This window comes from Achromobacter sp. 18P8.1.1 (genome assembly GCF_057799415.1).
On sequence record NZ_JBYOKH010000001.1, the window covers coordinates 218,029 to 234,690 of the forward strand.

A 16,662-nucleotide genomic window follows, 5' to 3' on the forward strand; every position below is an offset into this window, starting at 1 on the left:
GCCGAAAAAAACCGGCCTTGCGGCAACGCAGCAAACAGTTCTTTCCCGTATTGTGAAATTTACCGCGCCATTTGGCAATGGGTTTTTCAGCAATAAACGGGGTCCGCACCCGTTTATTGCCGATCGGCGTCAGTGGGCGGCCGGTGGCGCCAGCTTTCCGCCCAGGCGCAACACTTCGGCCCGCAAGAACTCCAGCGCCTCTGCGGCGGCGGCGGGTTCGCCCTTGACGCCCAGCTCGATATGCGGGGTGCCACCGGCTTCACCAACACTGGGCAGGCTGAACGCGCGTACGTCGGGCCACCGGGTTTCCACGCTGATCATGGCCGGCGTGATGCGCGACTCGGGCATGCTGAATACCAGGAAGGAATGCTCGACGTGGGCGCGTACATGCTGCAGTGCACGATAACGGCTGTCCAGCGTCCATTCCAGCATCGGCCACGCCATGACCGGGAAGCCCGGCACGAACGTGTGGTCCTGGATGAAGAAGCCCGGAATGCGGTTGTACGGATTCGGAACGATCTCGCAGCCTTCGGGGAACATGCCCATCTGCAGGCGCTGCTGGTTTTCGGGCGCGCTCATGTCGGCGGTGCCCTGCCCTTTGGCTGCCATTTCGGCGGTACGCAGCGAGATCGCCGCTTCGGCTTCGGGGTGCAAGGCGAGCGGCAGGCCCAGCGCCGCGGCGGCAGCTTGGCGGGTGTGGTCGTCCGGTGTCCCGCCGATGCCGCCGCAGGACAGCACCACGTCGCCGCTGGCGAAGCTGCGCCGATAGGCCGCCACCAGCGTATCGCGGTCGTCGGGCAACACTTCGGCCCAGCCCAGTTGCATGCCGCGCGCGCTCAGGAGCTCGACGACTTTCGAGAAATGCTTGTCTTGACGGCGGCCCGAGAGGATTTCATCCCCGACGATGATGAGGCCAATGCGGCGGGCGGCGGATTCTGCGGCCATGTCCGATTCCAAAGGGTAAGAGGGGAAGACGCCGGTCAGGCGTCGATGACGCGGTCCTCGCGCAAGCGCTTCAACGCGTCCAGTCCGTAATGCGCATAGACCAGCGCCGAGAACACCGGCAGGATAATCCACGCGGGCGGCAACAAATTCAAGAGCGAACAGATCAGGCCGATGGTCCAGAAGCCGCCGTTATTGCGTTCCAGGATCAGCTTGCGTTCCTCAGGGCTGGCGTGTTCGACGATGGCGTCCACGCGCATCATGCGCGAGAACGCGAACGCCCACCAGAAGATCGACAGCACGATGGCCATGGGCGGCACCAGCCACAGCGGCAGTGTCAGCAGCCAGCCGGCGGCAAACGCCGCGGACACCCAGACCGCATTCCACACGCTGACCGCGGTGGCGTTCTTGCCTTGCCGCGCCACGCCGGCGTACTCGCGCTGCCCCACGTGGCGCAGCACCAGCGGCATGACGAAGACTGCCGCAATCGCCAGGCCCAGGATGCCCGACACGGGCAGCAGGATGGCCACCGCGATGATCGGGACCAGATAGATCTTGAGCGAGAACAGCCCCATCGCAAGCATCCAGTCCTCGGCGCGGTTCACGAAGTCCCAGCGCGCAGCCTCGGCGGCCAGCCATTCGTTCAGCGGCGTCCAGAACAGATACAGCAGCAAGAAGGCGCCGATGAGTGCAATCAGGAACGGCAGCAGCACCGCGAACAGCATGCTCGGGTGGCACTGGGAGACGAGCGCGCGCTTGAACGCCTGCCCCACGCTGACGGCGCCGGCCCCTGCGGCGGACAAGCGGCCGTTGCCGGGGCGGGGGGAATCAGTGCGCAAAGCGGTCATGGGAGCGGAAAAAGGGGGTGGACATCCCAGGTATGATAGTCAAACACGCCTTCATCTGCTCACATGTCTCTACTCGTACCCGGCACTGACCTTGCCGCCCTGCGCGCGCGGCTTGGCGCAACCCCCGACACCTGGCTGGTGGCCTGTTTCTGCGCGGCCTGGTGCGACACCTGCGAGCAATACAAGCCCAAGCTGCAGGCGCTGGCCGCCACGCTGCCGCAGCACGTCTTCGCCTGGATCGACATCGAAGACCATGCGGAACTGCTGGGCGACGAAGACGTCGAGAACTTCCCCACCCTCTTGGTGCAGATCGGCAACCGCGTCGTGTTCTACGGCCCCATGCTGCCGCATATCGGGCACCTGGAGCGGCTGCTGGAAAGCGTGGATGCGAATAGCCCGGCTGTTGCCACGGAACTGCCGGATCTGCCGAAGTTGCTGGCGGCCTGAACCCGCAGCCAGCAAGAAAAATCCCGCGATAAAAAACCCGCAAGCCTTCCGGCGTTGCGGGTTTTTTTATCGTCGAGCATTTTCATGCCCGAAGGCAATCAGTTCTTGCGCGAGCCGCCCAGCAGCACCGCTACCTGGCGCTTGGGCGCCGAGGACGAGTTGCCATTGGTGTTATTGCTGGGCGCCGGCTCTTCGGCCGTCGAGGAAGACGCCGACGGCTCGTAGGGCTTCAGGAAGAAATCGTCGACCGGCTGGCGCGAACCGCCGGACGTATAGCCCGAGCGGCGATCCGACGAACGGCCACGGTCACCCCGGTCGCCACGGCTGTCGCGGCTGGATTCGCGGCCTTCGCGCGAGGACGAACCGCTACGCTCGTCGCTGCGGCGGTGGCTGCGCGCCACGGCGTCGGCCGGCAGGTCGAGGGTGCCGCGCGGCACTTCGCGCTTGATCAGCTTTTCGATGTCGAGCAGGAAGCGCTCTTCGTCCGGCGTGAACAGGGCGATGGCTTCGCCCGATGCGCCCGCGCGGCCGGTACGGCCAATGCGGTGCACATAGTCTTCGGCGTTGTAGGGCAGGTCGTAATTGATGACGCAAGGCACGCCGGCCACGTCCAGGCCGCGGGCGGCCACATCGGTGGCCACCAGCACTTCCAGTTCACCGGCCTTGAAGGCTTCCAGCGCCTTCATGCGGTCGGCCTGCGTCTTGTCGCCGTGGATCGATTCGGCCTTGACGCCGTCGCGTTCCAGTTCGCGCGCCAGGCGCGCCGTGCCAATCTTGGTGTTCGAGAACACGATGACCTGCTTCAGGCCGCGCGACTTCACCAGATGCACGACGGCGGCGCGCTTGGCGTCGCCGGACATCTTGTAGGCGATCTGCGTGATCGTCGTAGCGGTGGCGTTGCGCGCCGCGACTTCGATTTCAACCGGGTGGTTCAGGTACGAACGGCCGAGCTTGCGGATTTCGTTGCTGAACGTGGCCGAGAACAGCAGGCCTTGGCGCTGCGTGGGCAGCAGGCGGATGATGCGTTCCAGGTCGGGCAGGAAGCCCATGTCCAGCATGCGGTCCGCTTCGTCCAGCACCAGGATGCCGACCTGGCTCAGGTTCACGTTCTTTTGTTCGACGTGGTCCAGCAAGCGGCCGGGCGTGGCCACCAGCACTTCGCAACCGCGGCGCAGCGCTTCCTTTTGCGGACCGATATCCACGCCGCCGAACACCACGGCCGAACGCAGCGGCGTCTGCTTGCTGTAGCGCTTGACGCTTTCGTACACCTGGTCGGCCAGTTCACGCGTGGGCGTGAGGATCAGCGCACGCACCGGATGCCGCGCGGGCGACGCGCTGGCGTTGGCCAGGGGCATCAGCCGGTGCAGGATGGGCAGCGTGAACGCGGCCGTCTTGCCGGTGCCGGTTTGCGCGGCGCCCATGACATCGCGCCCTTCCACCACGACGGGGATGGCTTGGGCCTGGATGGGCGTGGGGATCGTGTAGCCGGTTTCGGCGATGGACTGCAGCAACAGGGGGTGCAGCCCGAAATCGGCGAACGTCGGCGCGGGCGCGTCAGCGGTGGGTGCTACGGATTGAGTGGATTCAGTCATCAGGGTTTGGCAGATACCGGGACCAGTGAAAAAGAACAAAACGAGAGTGCTACATGCACTGCACTACATATGCATCGGGGCAATCCGAATACGTGTGGCCGCAACGCGACGGCACGCAAATCGCCGCAAAGCGCTTTCGGCTTCGCGGACAATCGGCACCCTGCCTTGCAGGCCAGTAGGCGCATTCTGGATTCGATACTTATGAGGGCAGTACCAGGCCCGGATTGCTGTGGATAACTTAATTTTAGCGCAGGCGCCTTACCACACGCTCAAACTGCGTGTATGTCCACCTGGTGGACTATTTATGGCCGAATTGCGGACTTCAACCTGCCAACCAGCGCAGGCCCCACAACACCGCCATGCCTACGACAATCACCAGGACCGCGCTGCGGGTGCGCAGGAACACCAGGATGGCGACGACGCCGGCCACCAATTTGTAGTCGAAGACCGGCCCCAGGCCTGCCTTCCAGGGTAGCAGATCCGGGACGACGATGGCAGTCAGCGCGGCGGCGGGGGCGTAGCGCAAGGCGCGGCGCACGCCGTCCGGCAGGGGAATGTAGTCGCCGAACAGCATGAAGCCGGCGCGCGTCAGCACGCTGCACAAGGCCAGCAGCAGGATGGCGGAATAGACATAGAGCTCGGAGGGCCAGAGGGTCATGGACGCGCCTTGAAGAAACGTTCAGCCCACATGCCGGCGGCAACGCCGGCGATGACGGCCGCCGCCAGCCCCAGGCGCAGCGGCAGCACCTGCCCTACCCAGGCGACGACGCCCGCCGCCAGCATGGACACCAGCATCGGCTTGGAACTGGCCAGCGGCACGGTGATCGCCAGCAGCGCCAGCACCGCGGCGAAGTCCAGCGACCAGTTCGTGGGCACCATCGCGCCCAGGTAGATGCCCACGATCGAGGACGACTGCCAGACCAGCCAGCCGGGCACGATCGTGCCCAGGAAGAACCACAGTTGCTCGCGGGTGCCCCGTTCGGCCGAATCGCCGTAGCGCGGCATGAACAGCACGAAACCCATGTCGGTCGTGAAGTAGCCCAGTCCCAGCCGCTTGGGCCAGGACATGTGGCGGAAATAGGGATGGAGCGCCGCGCCGAAGATGATGAAGCGCAGGTTCACGACGCAGCCGGCGGCGAAAATCAGCCACAGCGGCGCGCCCGTGGCGATCAGCGGCAACGACGTCAGTTGGGCGGACCCCGCGTAGAGCAGCAGGGTCATGGCCAGCGCCATGGTCTCGGTCAAACCGGACTTGACCATGGCCACCCCGGTCACCAGGCCCCAGGTCGCCGTGGCGATCAGGGCCGGCACGATGGCATGGATACCGGCGCGGAATGCGGCCAGGCGTTCCTGGCGGATTTCGGGAAGCGCGGATTCAGAGGACAACGGCTGACCCCTGGCGATTCGGACAGGACGACATGGGAACTCTAACGGGTTGCGCGGGCCGAATGGCACCACGCCGGTGCGCGGACAGGCCGGTATTGTAACCTCGCCGCTTGATACAATAGGCGCCTCAAGATTCTTGACCCCTTGGGGCCTGGCGCGCTGCGCCAGTCCTGGCGCTCTGTGTGGAGAAGACCATGTCGATGGCTGACCGCGACGGTTTCATCTGGTATGACGGCAAGCTCGTCCCATGGCGAGACGCGACGACGCACGTCCTGACGCATTCCCTGCACTACGGCCTGTCCGTCTTCGAAGGCGTGCGCGCCTACAAGTCCGAGATCGGCACTGCCATCTTTCGCCTGGAAGACCACACCAACCGCCTGTTCAATTCAGCGCACATCTACCAGATCCCCATGCCGTTCGATCGCGACACGATCAACGAAGCACAGCGGATGGTCGTGCGCGAGAACCAGCTGGAATCCGGCTACCTGCGACCGCTGGTGTTCTACGGCCCGGAAAAGATGGGCGTATCGCCCAAGGGCGCCCGCGTCCATGTGGCGATCGCCGCCTGGCCGTGGGGCGCGTACCTGGGTGAAGACGCCCTGTCGCAAGGCATCCGCGTGAAGGTGTCGTCGTTCGCCCGCCAGCACGTGAACGTCACGATGCCGCGCGCCAAGGTGGCCACCACCTACGCCAATTCCATCCTGGCCAATACCGAAGCCCTGCAAGATGGCTACGACGAAGCCCTGCTGCTGGACACCGACGGCTTCGTGGCCGAGGGTTCCGGCGAAAACCTGTTCATCGTGAAAGACGGCGTGCTCTGCGAACCCGAGATCGCCTCCGCCCTGACCGGCATCACGCGCTCGACCATCCATGCGCTGGCCGCCGATTTCGGGTTGCGCGTGGTCACCAAGCGCCTGACGCGCGACGACGTCTACATCGCGGATGAGGCCTTCTTCACCGGCACCGCCGCGGAAGTCACGCCGATCCGCGAGGTCGACAACCGCCAGATCGGCGCAGGCCGGCGCGGCCCGGTGACCGAGAAGTTGCAGATTGCATTTTTTGACATGGTGCATGGCCGCATCCCGAAGTACCATCACTGGCTAAGTAAAGTCTGAAGTTTGACGCTGACCCGTGCGGTCTTGTCCCCGACAGGGCCGCATCATTGCCCCAACCTGCCGTTTATCGGTTCTTTTTTCAGGAATATCCATGACCGCTGCTGCCCCGGCCGCCGTCCCCCACGCTCACGAAGTCATCGAGGTCGGCGCTGAAGACCTGCCCGTGTTCTGTCCCGGCCCGAAGGCGCCGCTCTGGAGCATGCACCCCCGCGTCTTCCTGGACGTGGCCCGCACCGGCTCCGCCAGCTGCGCCTACTGCGGCGCCGAGTACCGCCTGAAAGCCGGTACCGTGCTGCACGGCCACCACTAAGCCCGCCGCACAACGCCTACCCGTCACTCGCAGCCATGTTTGCCACCCCCGAAGAAGCCGAACACGCGTTCTACGAAGCCCTGGAACTGGGGGACACCGTCCGCCTGATGCAGGTGTGGGCCGACGACGAGGAAGTCGTCTGCATCCACCCGGGCGGACTGCGCATCGTCGGCCACTCGGCGGTGAACGAATCCTGGCAGCAGGTGCTGGCCAATGGCCCGCTGCACGTCCGCCCGCTGCGCCCGCTGGTCATGCTCAGCATGATGTGCGCGGTGCACGTGCTGGTGGAGCAGGTGGCGGTGCGCACGCGGGAAGGCACGCAGTTCGCAAACTGCTACGCCACGAACATCTACCACAAGGGCCCCACCGGCTGGCGCATGGTCATGCACCATTCGTCGCCGGCGCCCACGGAAGCCGGGGTGCTCGATTTGCACGACGTACCCGACATGCTGCATTGAATCGGGTGGATTTTTAGTTGGCCGCTGCTCGTCTAGATACGTCCCCCTGCCCCGTTCCCTCCTGGTTGCCCGGAGGCGATGCCCAGACGGTCTACGCCTCGGTATTCGCGCAATACCACCGGATCGCGTTCGTGCGCGACCGGGTGGAAACGCCGGACACCGATTTCGTGGACTTCGACTGGACCGGCCCGGGCCTGTTCCCGCACAAGGCTGCCGACGGCGCGCCCGTCAGCGGGCAAGGCCCGGTCGCCAATGGCAAGACCGCCGCAGCGCGGTGGATGACGGATGCCGACTGGAAATCGCTGCCGCAAACGCCCGACACGCCCGCGCTGATCCTGTTCCACGGGCTGGAAGGCGGCAGCAACAGCCGCTACGCCCAGTCCGTCGCACACTATTTCCGCGCGCGCGGCTGGATCGTCGTGATTGCGCACTTCCGGGGTTGCTCGGGCGTACCCAACCGCCTGGCGCGCGCCTATTACTCCGGCGATTCCGCCGAGGTGGGCTTCCTGCTGGAAACGGTGCGCAGCCGCATTCCGCATGCGCGTTGGCATGCCGTCGGCGTCTCGCTGGGCGGCAACGCGCTGCTCAAGTATCTGGGGGAACACCAGGAAGACACTGGCTGGCTGACCGCAGCCGCGGGGGTTTCCGTGCCGCTGGATCTGGTCGCCTGCGGCAAGACGCTATCGACCGGTATGTTCAACCGGCGCGTCTACTCGGCCCATTTCCTGAAGACGCTCAAGCACAAGGTGCTGGAGAAGGCCCATCGCTTTCCCGGATCCATCGACGTGATGCGCATTGCGCACGCACACGACCTGCGCGAATTCGATGACACCTATACCGCGCCGATGCATGGCTTTCGCAATGCCCTGGATTACTGGACGCGCGCGTCCAGCAAGCCCTGGCTGCCGAAGATCTCGGTGCCGACGCTGGTGCTCAACGCCCGCAACGACCCGTTCATCCCGGCGGCGTCGCTGCCCAAGCCGGAAGAATGCGCGCCCGTCATCCTGCTGCATCAGCCCACCGACGGCGGGCATGCGGGCTTTCCCACGGGCCCTTTCCCGGCGCACCTGAACTGGTTGCCGCAGCGCCTGGGCCGATTCTTCGAAACCGGCCTGTAGGAAATCCCCGGGGTGCGCCCCCGGGCATTCCCCCCTGCCGCTTTACCCCGACTTGAAGCGCTCGAGCAATTGCCGCTCTTCGGCAAGCTTGTCCTTCACTTCCTTGATCTGCACGTCGATCTGCGATTGCTCGTAGAAGTCGGTAGACAGCCCACGCGCCTGCTGCAACTGCGATTCCGCCGCCGCGAATGCGCCGGTCATGAGGTAGTAGCGCGCCAGATCGCGCCGGGCCTGTACCGGCTTGCCGTTGCGCTCCTCGCTTTGCGCCAGCATCTGATAGAGGCTCGGCTCGTCGCTGCCCCACTGCTTGATCTTGGCGCGCAGATAGTCCTGCGCCTCGGCGTGGCGGCCGTTGCTTTGCAGCGCCTGGGCGTAGGCGATGCCCAGCGCGCGCTGGTCGGGCCAGCGCTTGGTGGCCGACTGCGCCAGTTCAAGCGCGCGCGGATACTCCTTGCGGGCCAGCGCGATATCGACGCTGAGCTTGGCCAACTGGGCAGAATTGCGCCCCCCTGCCGTGGCCAGACTCCACAGGCGGTCGGCTTCGGTCAGGTTGTTGCGCTGGAAGGCCTGCAGGGCCAGGCCGTAATACGCGGCCGACTGGCGCACGCCGGACAAGGCCTGGGCTTCGTCCTGCAACTGCTGACCGGCCGAGCGCAGGCTGACGGCATCGCGCCCCTGCACCACGCGCATCTTGGCGCGCACGTACCAGAAATCGTCCGAATCCACGTGGCGCGACGGCGGCGCCGAGCGCACGCGGTTCTGCACATCGGACATACGCTCGATCGACAGCGGGTGGGTGCTGGCCCAAGAGCCGCCGCCCGCCCCTTCGTTCAGGCGGGAGGCGTTCATCAGCCGCGAGAACATCTGCGACATGCCTTCGGCGTCGTACCCGGCCTTGGTCAGCATCTGGAAGCCGGCGCGATCGGCCTCGCGTTCCGCATCGCGGGAAAAACCCAGCTGGCGGTTGATGGCCGCAGCCTGGCCGAAGGCGGCCACGCCTATCGCCAGGTTGCCGCCTCCGCCCGCCAGGGCCGCCAGCAGCGCGCCGGCCAGGCTGGCCAGCATCAGCATGCCGTTCTGGTTTTGCTGCGTCATGCCGCGCGCGATGTGGCGCTGCACGACGTGGCCGATTTCGTGGGCCACCACCGCGGCCAGCTCGGATTCGCTGCCCGAAGAGACGATCAGCCCGGTGTTGATGCCGATAAAGCCGCCGGGCATGGCGAAGGCATTGATTTCGGGGTCGCGTACGCCGAACATCTCCACTTCCGGCACCGCGCCAGGCGCAAAGGCCGCCAGCTTGCGGCCCATGGTGGTCAGATACTGGCTGAGTTCAGGATCGTCGACGTAAGTCGGGTCGCGCCGGCCTTGCGACATGATAGCTTCGCCCAGGCTGCGTTCCAGCATGGGCGAAAGATCGGCAGCGGACGCGGCGCCCATCGTGGGCAGGCCCACCGGCTGCGCCCAGGCAGCGACGGGGATGGAGGGGGCGAGCAAGGCGGCGCACAGTCCGGCAATCGCACCCCGTTTCGCAATAGAGCAAATGGATGGCATTTTCCTGCGGTTCATAAGCCTATGATAGCGATGAGCTTAAAATGTTTCACCGATACCCCAAACGAGGTCTCAATGCGTCCCGTCCGTAAAGCCGTTTTCCCTGTCGCCGGCATGGGCACCCGCTTCCTGCCCGCCACCAAGGCGATGCCCAAGGAAATGCTGCCCGTGGTCGACAAGCCGTTGATTCAATATGCCGTGGAAGAGGCCGTTGCCGCGGGCATCACCGATCTTATCTTTGTGACCGGCCGCAACAAGCGCGCCATCGAAGACCACTTCGACTCCGCGCCTGAGCTCGAATCCGACCTGGAAAGCAAGGGCAAGCACGAGCTGCTGGCGATGGTGCGGGGCATTCTACCTGCGCACGTGAATTGCCTCTACATCCGGCAATCGGCCCCGCTGGGCCTGGGCCACGCCGTGCTGTCGGCCGCCCCCGCCGTGGGCGACGAGCCTTTTGCCGTGCTGCTGGCCGACGACCTGATCGACGCCGACACGCCCGCCATGAAGCAGCTGGTGGACATCGCCGTGGCGCAGAACGCCAGCGTACTGGGCGTGCAGGACGTGCCGCGGGCCGACACCCGTAAATACGGGATCGTGGCCACGCGCGGCGGCGATACCCGGCTGGATGCCCGGACCGAGCGCGTCACGCATATCGTTGAAAAGCCCGAACCCGACGCTGCGCCGTCCACCCTGGCGGTCGTGGGCCGCTACGTGCTGGAAGCCGCCATTTTCGATCACCTGCGCTCCACCAAGATGGGCGCGGGCAATGAAATCCAGCTGACCGACGGCATCGCCTCGATGATGCGCGAACGCGCGGTGTTTGCGCACCGCTTCGACGGCGTGCGCTACGACTGCGGCAACAAGGCGGGCATGTTCCAGGCCACCGTGGCCCTGGGCAAGAAGTACCACGGCCTGCTGCCGGAATAAGCAGGCCGCAAGGCCGCGCTAAGCGGATGCCGCCGCGCGCGCCTTGGCCCGTGCGCGGGCCTCGCGGTCAACCTTGCGCAATCGGCCCTTGCCTGACAGGCGCATCAAGGTGCCCAGCGCCACCATCAAGCCGATCACCTCCACCAGCGCCGCCGGTATCCACATGGTCAGGCCGCCGATGGTCTGGTCGGTCTGGGCGGACATCGCGATGGCGCGGCCGCACAGCTCGAACAAGGGATAGATGTCGCTTTCGGTGAAGGCGATGACCGCGCCCGCCACCATTTGCGGCAGCATCGTCAGCACGGGCGAGATGACCCGGCCGCCCGGCGTCATGGCCGCAGGAGGCGCGGGACGGCGGTCCAGGATCAGGTTCCAGTACATGAAGCCGCTGATCACGACCGACCAGTTCATCAGCCGGTACAGGCGCCAGTCCAGCATGGAATAGAACTGCACCGACGGAATCAGCCAGACCAGTACCAGGAAGACGAACAGCGTCGGCACGAAGATCTTGTTGGTCAGCACCGCGACCGTGGCGCGGCCCGTGCCCGTGCGCAGGAAATCACGCAGCCGGATGCGCCAGGCCATGGGCAGCCCTGCCCGCATGACCTGCCCCGGAAACGCCGCCATCACCAGCAGCGGCCCCAGATGGTGCAGCACCAGATGCTGGATGCGGTGGATGAAGAACATGCGCTCGGCGTAGTAGTCCACCCGCGTATGCATCGACAGGTACAGCAGTACCAGGCCCGCCCAGAAAAAGACGCGGCGCGCACCCGTCACATGGTGAACCCGCTGGCCGCGCACGAACAGCACGATCGCCACTACGAAGGAAGCGACCAGCGTGGGAGAGAACTCCCAGGGTATGAGCCATTCAAGACTATCCATACGGGCCATCCGGAAGACATCGGGGAAGACGGGACGGGCGCGATGCGCCATCCCCGCCGATTGTAGTAGACCCCGCCAGCCCGTGCTCCGGTGGCCCGGAGGGATCAGAAATGGTGCGAAATGCCCGCGCCGACACGCGTGGTGTGGGAATTGGCGGGGTCGAACTGGTTGTCCAGCGTGTAGTTCGACGCGTAACCGGCAAATCCGTATAGCGTCGTGCGCGGGGACAACGCGTAGGTATAACCCAAGGTCGCAAGCTGCGCATTGCGCGCCGTCATACCGTTGTCCCAATGCCAGTTCGGCCGCGCCAGCGACCATTGCACAAGGATGGCGCCCGGGCCGACGGGTACGCTGACGCCCGCCAGCCACGCGTCGACCGTGCCGCCACGCACGAAAGGCGCCGGACCCAAGCCCAGCCCCAAACCGTCGGGATCGCCCCCGTCCAGCCCCGCATAGCCGTTCTTCTGGCGCGACCAGGCCACGGACAGCTTGAGCACTTCGAAATCGTACGAGGCCCCCAATTGCAGCGCCTGGGGCCGTCCGCCACTGCCTTCGGGCGCCTGGGCCAACCGCAGTTGGTCCCACGTGGCCACGGCCAGCAAGGGCCCGCTTTCGAACTTCAGGCCCATGCTCAGCGCGCGATTGTTCTGATTCGTGCGGAACTGGCCCTGGTCCCCGGCATCGAACGAATAGCCGACGCCCACCTGCAACCCGTTCCAGGTAGGCGAGGTGACATTGACCATATTGCTCAACTGGAAATTGTCGGACGCCTTGAAGGTGGCGCCCATGCCCATGTCCTTCCACGAGGCGATTTCCAGCGCGTTGCCGTAAAGCTGGCCGATCGTGTGCTGGCGCCCGAACCGGACTTCGCCCAGGCTGTCGTGGCCAATCCCGACCCACGCCGCGTAGTTGAACAAGCGGCCGTCTTCCTCCGCGTTGCCGTTGGACGGGTTGAAGCCGCTTTCCAACTGGAAACGGCTATGCCAGCCTCCGCCCAGGTCCTCGGCGCCCTGCAAGCCCCAAAGGGAATCCGTCAGGCCGCCGTTGAGCAGGCCGCTGTGGCTGCCCTGCCCCGACACGCTCGTCACGGCCATGCCGGCGTCCACGATGCCGTACAGGTGCACGCCGTATCCCTCATCGGCGGCCAGCGCCGCCAGCGGCAGCCCCAGGCCGCCTGCCACCGCGGCGGCACAGAATGCGATTCTCATGTTCTTCTCCCGATGGCGGCGGGCCTTGCGGCCCGCCGCAGCATGCACAGACTTATTGCCAGCCGTAGCGGCGTACCCAGATGCCCTTGAGCAGTTGCGTCAGCACGCAGTAGCTCAACAAGATGCCCACCAGCCACGGGAAGTAGCTCCACGGCAACGCTTGCAGCTGGAAGTATTCAGCCAGCGGCGAGAACGGCAGGATCAGGCCCATGACCACCACCATGAGCGTCATCGCCATCAACGGCCATGCGGCACGGCTTTGCAGGAAGGGGATCCTGCGGGTGCGGATCATATGCACGATCAAGGTCTGCGACAACAAGCCTTCGACGAACCAGCCCGACTGGAACAGCGTCTGATGCTCAGGCGCGTTGGCCTGGAACACGTACCACATGAGCGCATAGGTGGCGATGTCGAAGAGGGAGCTGATCGGACCGAAGAACACCATGAAGCGGCCCAAGCCGTCCGGGTCCCATTGCTGCGGCTTTTTCAGGAGTTCTTCGTCGACATTGTCGAACGGAATCGCCGTCTGGGAAATGTCGTACATCAAATTCTGCAGCAGCAGGTGAATGGGCAGCATCGGCAGGAAAGGCAGGAAGGCGCTGGCCACCAATACCGAAAACACGTTGCCGAAATTCGAGCTGGCGGTCATTTTCAGGTACTTGAGCATGTTGCAGAAGGTCTTGCGGCCTTCGATCACGCCGTCTTCCAGCACCATCAGGCTCTTTTCCAGCAGGATGATGTCGGCCGCCTCCTTCGAAATATCCACCGCGGAATCCACCGAAATACCCACGTCGGCGGCGCGCAGGGCGGGCGCATCATTGATGCCGTCCCCCATGAAACCCACCGTATTGCCCTGCGCGCGCAAGCTGCGCACGATGCGCTCCTTGTGGGCGGGCGTCAGCCGGGCGAACACGTTCGCTTCGAGTACGGCGGCGGCAAGCTGCGTGTCGTTCATGGCCTCGATCTCGGCGCCCAGATAGACTTTGCGTACCTCGAAATCCACTTCACGGCACACTTTCTGCGTGACCAGTTCGACGTCGCCCGTCAGCACCTTGACCTCGATGCCAGAGGCCTTCAACGCCGCCAGCGCGGGGCCGGTCGATTCCTTGGGAGGATCCAGGAAGGCGATATAGCCCACCAGCACCAGGTCGGATTCATCCGCCACGCCATAGACCTCCTGCGTGGGCGGCATTTCCTTGACGCCCACCGCGATCACCCGCAGGCCGTCGCGGTTCAGCTCGGCCGTCACCCGGCGGATGTCCGCCCGGCGCGAATCGGTCAGCAGGTGCACCTCGCTGCCCACGCGCAACCGCGTGCAGGCAGACAGCATTTCTTCCAGCGCCCCCTTGCAGATCAGTTCGTGGTGGTCGCGGCCATTTTCGGTCTCGTTGACCACCACCGACATCCGGCGCCGCGAAAAGTCGAAAGGGATCTCATCGACCTTGCGGTAGCGGGATGCCAGGTTCAGGCGACGCTGCACTTCGGCGTGCTGCAGCACCGCCACGTCCAGCAGGTTCTTCAGGCCGGTCTGGTAGTAGCTGTTCAGGTAGGCGTAGGCCAGCACATCGTCGCTGGTGGTGCCGTAGACGTCGGTGTGGCGCTCCAGCACGATGCGGTCCTGCGTGAGCGTGCCGGTCTTGTCGGTGCACAGCACGTTCATCGCGCCCAGGTTCTGGATCGCATCCAGCCGCTTGACGACGACTTTACGGCCCGACATGCGCAATGCGCCCTTGGCGAGCGTGGCCGTGACGATCATCGGCAGCATCTCGGGGGTCAGCCCCACCGCGATGGCCAGCGCGAAGAGCAGCGCTTCCAGCCAGTCGCCCTTGGTGAACCCGTTGATCAGCATGACGATCGGCGCCATGACCAGCATGAAGCGGATCAGCACCCAGCTGACGCGGTTGATGCCCTGCTGGAACTGCGTGGGCGCGCGGGTGGCCTGGGTGACGCGTCCTGCCAGTTGGCCGAAATACGTGTTGGCCCCCGTCGCCACGACCAGCGCGCTGCCCGAGCCACTGACCACATTGGTCCCCATGAAGGCCATGTTCTCCAGCTCGAGCGAATTGCCGGTCTCCACGCGCTGGATGGCATGCTTTTCGACCGGCAGCGATTCGCCCGTCAGAGCAGCCTGCGCGATGAAGAGGTCCTTGGCGTTCAGGATGCGGCAATCGGCGGGAATCATGTCGCCCGCGGAGAGCAGCACCACGTCGCCCGGCACCAGCTCCGCCAGCGGCACTTCCAGCTGACGCGAGCCGGACTCGTGCAGGGGCGCGCCGTAGGGGCGGTGGCCGGTGCCGTCCCCCGCTGACGCCATCGGGCCGCTGCGCAGCACGGTGGCGGTGTTCTGCACCATGGCCTTCAGCGCCTCGGCCGCCCGGTTCGAACGGAGTTCCTGCGCAAAGCGCAGCACCGTCGAAATCACGACCATCGATCCGATGATCACGACTGCCGTCCAGGACTGGTCGTCCGGTTCGGCCATCCACACATCGGTCAGCCACGACAGGGCGGCCAGCGCGGTCAACAGAAGGTTGAACGGGTTGCGGTAGGACAGCCACAGGTGGGCGGGCCAGGACAGGGGCTTCTCGTGGTCGACCTCGTTGGCGCCGTGGCGCTCGCGCGCGGTCTGCGCCTGGACTTCCGACAGGCCTCCCCGGCCGCTGCCCAGCAGCGAAAACAAGGCATCCATGCCCATGCGGGACATGTCGAGCATGCGGCGGTTGGCGCGGCGCGACGTGTCGGAAGCGGCGGACGCCGCAACGGTATGGCCGCCTTGCTCAAGCATGGGGGACCGCCGGAAGTGGCGGCCTGCGCGCCGTCGGCCGGCGGCGGAAGAAAAAAACGATTTCAGGAACGTAAACATCGGAGTGCTCCGGTTTTTAGTGTTGTTGTCGGAGACACGGGCGCGCCTGCCCCTCGGCCTGCGCGCGGGCAGCAGCGGGCCGCGGCTTTCGCGGGAAAGCCGTCAATCCGCCACGTACAGGCGTGCGCAGGCACCGGGGCAAAGTTGCCGGTGTCCGGATCGCGTCGAAGTCGCGCCGGGTGCGGAAAACGGAAAGGGGGCTAGCTAGGGAATCGGAACCGGCGCCGTTGGCCTCTGGGGGCGTGGCCGGGGATTCTTTGCTGCGGAGTCCGTCGGAACCGGGATGACTGTCCGGCCGGTCGGCTCGCAGGGAGATGACAGGTCAGACAGGCATGCCGGCGCCATGCACTTGGCGCGATCGAGGTTCGGGGTCTAAGGCACTAGGCATGATCTCTCCTGTGGGGATAGGCGCTGGCGTCAGGCCATTGCGGCGGCTTGCGCACCGAAATGCACGTGGCGCACGGCGGGATTGGCGCTCAGGCGGCGCGCTTGCGACATCAGTTCCGCCCGCAGTTCCGGGGGGCAATTGACGGTGATGCAAGCCGACGCCATGCTCGGGTCCTGGCCTTGGTCGATCTGCACTTGCGAGACATCCAGGCCGGCGGCGCTGAAGTCCAGGCAGATCTGCTTGCGCAAGGCGCCCAGTTCGTCGCGCGGACAGATGACCGTCAAGCGCGAAGTGCCGCGGCGGCGGCCCAGGGCGGTGGCGCGGTCCACGCCAGCGCGGCGTAGGAACAAGTCGAAGAAACGCATAACGACCTCCATTGCAAGAATGGGGAGCGTGATCGCGAGTACGCGAGCGCAACTGCGCGGCGCATGACGGACGAACACAAGACGTGCACGAACGCTGGCGCTGCGGCAAGCGGCGGTTCTGGCGGTTTACGTTGGGGAGATTCCCGGCAAGCCGAAGGCCTGCGCTATTGCCTGGACTCGCGCCCGAGGCTTGGGATACGCCGCAACCTGCATGACAGGATGCGGCAGATGGAGTTCTGCGTGTTTCCTGTCAGACAGCGAGGTCGAT

Annotated in this window: 16 protein-coding genes; 6 read left to right on the forward strand and 10 right to left on the reverse strand. The window is 65.4% G+C overall.

The window, feature by feature from the left end; all coding sequences use genetic code 11:
- Positions 1–129: 129 nt before the first annotated feature.
- The gene (locus tag AC27VE_RS01025) at positions 130–945 is read right to left on the reverse strand and encodes a competence/damage-inducible protein A (RefSeq protein ID WP_488702838.1); all 816 of its coding nucleotides are present in this window, start codon (positions 943–945) and stop codon (positions 130–132) included.
- A gap of 35 nt (positions 946–980) precedes the next feature.
- The gene (locus AC27VE_RS01030; protein ID WP_427957086.1) at positions 981–1,790 is read right to left on the reverse strand and encodes an EI24 domain-containing protein; all 810 of its coding nucleotides are present in this window, start codon (positions 1,788–1,790) and stop codon (positions 981–983) included.
- A gap of 63 nt (positions 1,791–1,853) precedes the next feature.
- On the opposite strand from AC27VE_RS01030, the gene AC27VE_RS01035 reads away from it, so the two are divergent.
- Positions 1,854–2,237: a thioredoxin family protein gene (locus AC27VE_RS01035; protein WP_006227693.1), complete on the forward strand. Its 384-nt coding sequence runs from the start codon at positions 1,854–1,856 to the stop codon at positions 2,235–2,237.
- Between the two features lie 98 nt (positions 2,238–2,335).
- Here the strand turns inward: AC27VE_RS01035 and AC27VE_RS01040 are convergent, their stop codons facing one another.
- The 3 genes from AC27VE_RS01040 to AC27VE_RS01050 form a co-directional block, all read right to left on the reverse strand.
- A complete protein-coding gene (locus AC27VE_RS01040; protein WP_088587756.1) occupies positions 2,336–3,829 on the reverse strand; it encodes a DEAD/DEAH box helicase in 1,494 nt (497 codons plus the stop codon).
- Between the two features lie 322 nt (positions 3,830–4,151).
- Complete coding sequence (locus AC27VE_RS01045) at positions 4,152–4,487, reverse strand: AzlD domain-containing protein (RefSeq protein ID WP_488702839.1); 336 nt, start codon at positions 4,485–4,487, stop codon at positions 4,152–4,154.
- A complete protein-coding gene (locus AC27VE_RS01050) occupies positions 4,484–5,215 on the reverse strand; it encodes an AzlC family ABC transporter permease (RefSeq protein ID WP_006227690.1) in 732 nt (243 codons plus the stop codon). Before AC27VE_RS01050 ends, AC27VE_RS01045 begins: the two co-directional genes overlap by 4 nt.
- 194 nt (positions 5,216–5,409) lie before the next feature.
- Between AC27VE_RS01050 and AC27VE_RS01055 the strand changes: the two genes are divergently transcribed.
- The 4 genes from AC27VE_RS01055 (at position 5,410) to AC27VE_RS01070 (ending at position 8,216) form a co-directional block, all read left to right on the forward strand.
- A complete protein-coding gene (locus AC27VE_RS01055; protein ID WP_006227689.1) occupies positions 5,410–6,330 on the forward strand; it encodes a branched-chain amino acid transaminase in 921 nt (306 codons plus the stop codon).
- Between the two features lie 91 nt (positions 6,331–6,421).
- Positions 6,422–6,640 carry a zinc-finger domain-containing protein gene (locus AC27VE_RS01060; RefSeq protein WP_006227688.1) on the forward strand — a complete coding sequence of 73 codons (219 nt, stop codon included), beginning with the start codon at positions 6,422–6,424 and terminating at the stop codon, positions 6,638–6,640.
- Positions 6,641–6,675: 35 nt separating this feature from the next.
- Positions 6,676–7,098 carry a YybH family protein gene (locus AC27VE_RS01065; RefSeq protein WP_006227687.1) on the forward strand — a complete coding sequence of 141 codons (423 nt, stop codon included), beginning with the start codon at positions 6,676–6,678 and terminating at the stop codon, positions 7,096–7,098.
- A gap of 17 nt (positions 7,099–7,115) precedes the next feature.
- The gene (locus AC27VE_RS01070) at positions 7,116–8,216 is read left to right on the forward strand and encodes a YheT family hydrolase (protein ID WP_427957091.1); all 1,101 of its coding nucleotides are present in this window, start codon (positions 7,116–7,118) and stop codon (positions 8,214–8,216) included.
- Positions 8,217–8,258: 42 nt separating this feature from the next.
- Here the strand turns inward: AC27VE_RS01070 and AC27VE_RS01075 are convergent, their stop codons facing one another.
- A complete protein-coding gene (locus AC27VE_RS01075; protein WP_488702840.1) occupies positions 8,259–9,782 on the reverse strand; it encodes a M48 family metalloprotease in 1,524 nt (507 codons plus the stop codon).
- A gap of 57 nt (positions 9,783–9,839) precedes the next feature.
- On the opposite strand from AC27VE_RS01075, the gene galU reads away from it, so the two are divergent.
- The gene (galU, locus tag AC27VE_RS01080) at positions 9,840–10,691 is read left to right on the forward strand and encodes a UTP--glucose-1-phosphate uridylyltransferase GalU (RefSeq protein ID WP_006227684.1); all 852 of its coding nucleotides are present in this window, start codon (positions 9,840–9,842) and stop codon (positions 10,689–10,691) included.
- Between the two features lie 18 nt (positions 10,692–10,709).
- On the opposite strand, the gene AC27VE_RS01085 is transcribed toward galU, so the two are convergent.
- The 4 genes from AC27VE_RS01085 to AC27VE_RS01100 all read right to left on the reverse strand — a co-directional run bounded on the left by AC27VE_RS01085 (position 10,710) and on the right by AC27VE_RS01100 (position 16,394).
- A complete protein-coding gene (locus AC27VE_RS01085; protein ID WP_488702841.1) occupies positions 10,710–11,582 on the reverse strand; it encodes a cytochrome c oxidase assembly protein in 873 nt (290 codons plus the stop codon).
- A 95-nt stretch (positions 11,583–11,677) separates the two neighbouring features.
- Complete coding sequence (locus AC27VE_RS01090) at positions 11,678–12,781, reverse strand: porin (protein WP_488702842.1); 1,104 nt, start codon at positions 12,779–12,781, stop codon at positions 11,678–11,680.
- 52 nt (positions 12,782–12,833) lie between these two features.
- Entirely contained in the window at positions 12,834–15,641 is a 2,808-nt protein-coding gene (mgtA, locus tag AC27VE_RS01095; RefSeq protein ID WP_488702843.1) for a magnesium-translocating P-type ATPase, read from the reverse strand.
- Between the two features lie 417 nt (positions 15,642–16,058).
- Complete coding sequence (locus AC27VE_RS01100; protein WP_006226458.1) at positions 16,059–16,394, reverse strand: hypothetical protein; 336 nt, start codon at positions 16,392–16,394, stop codon at positions 16,059–16,061.
- Positions 16,395–16,662: the final 268 nt, after the last annotated feature.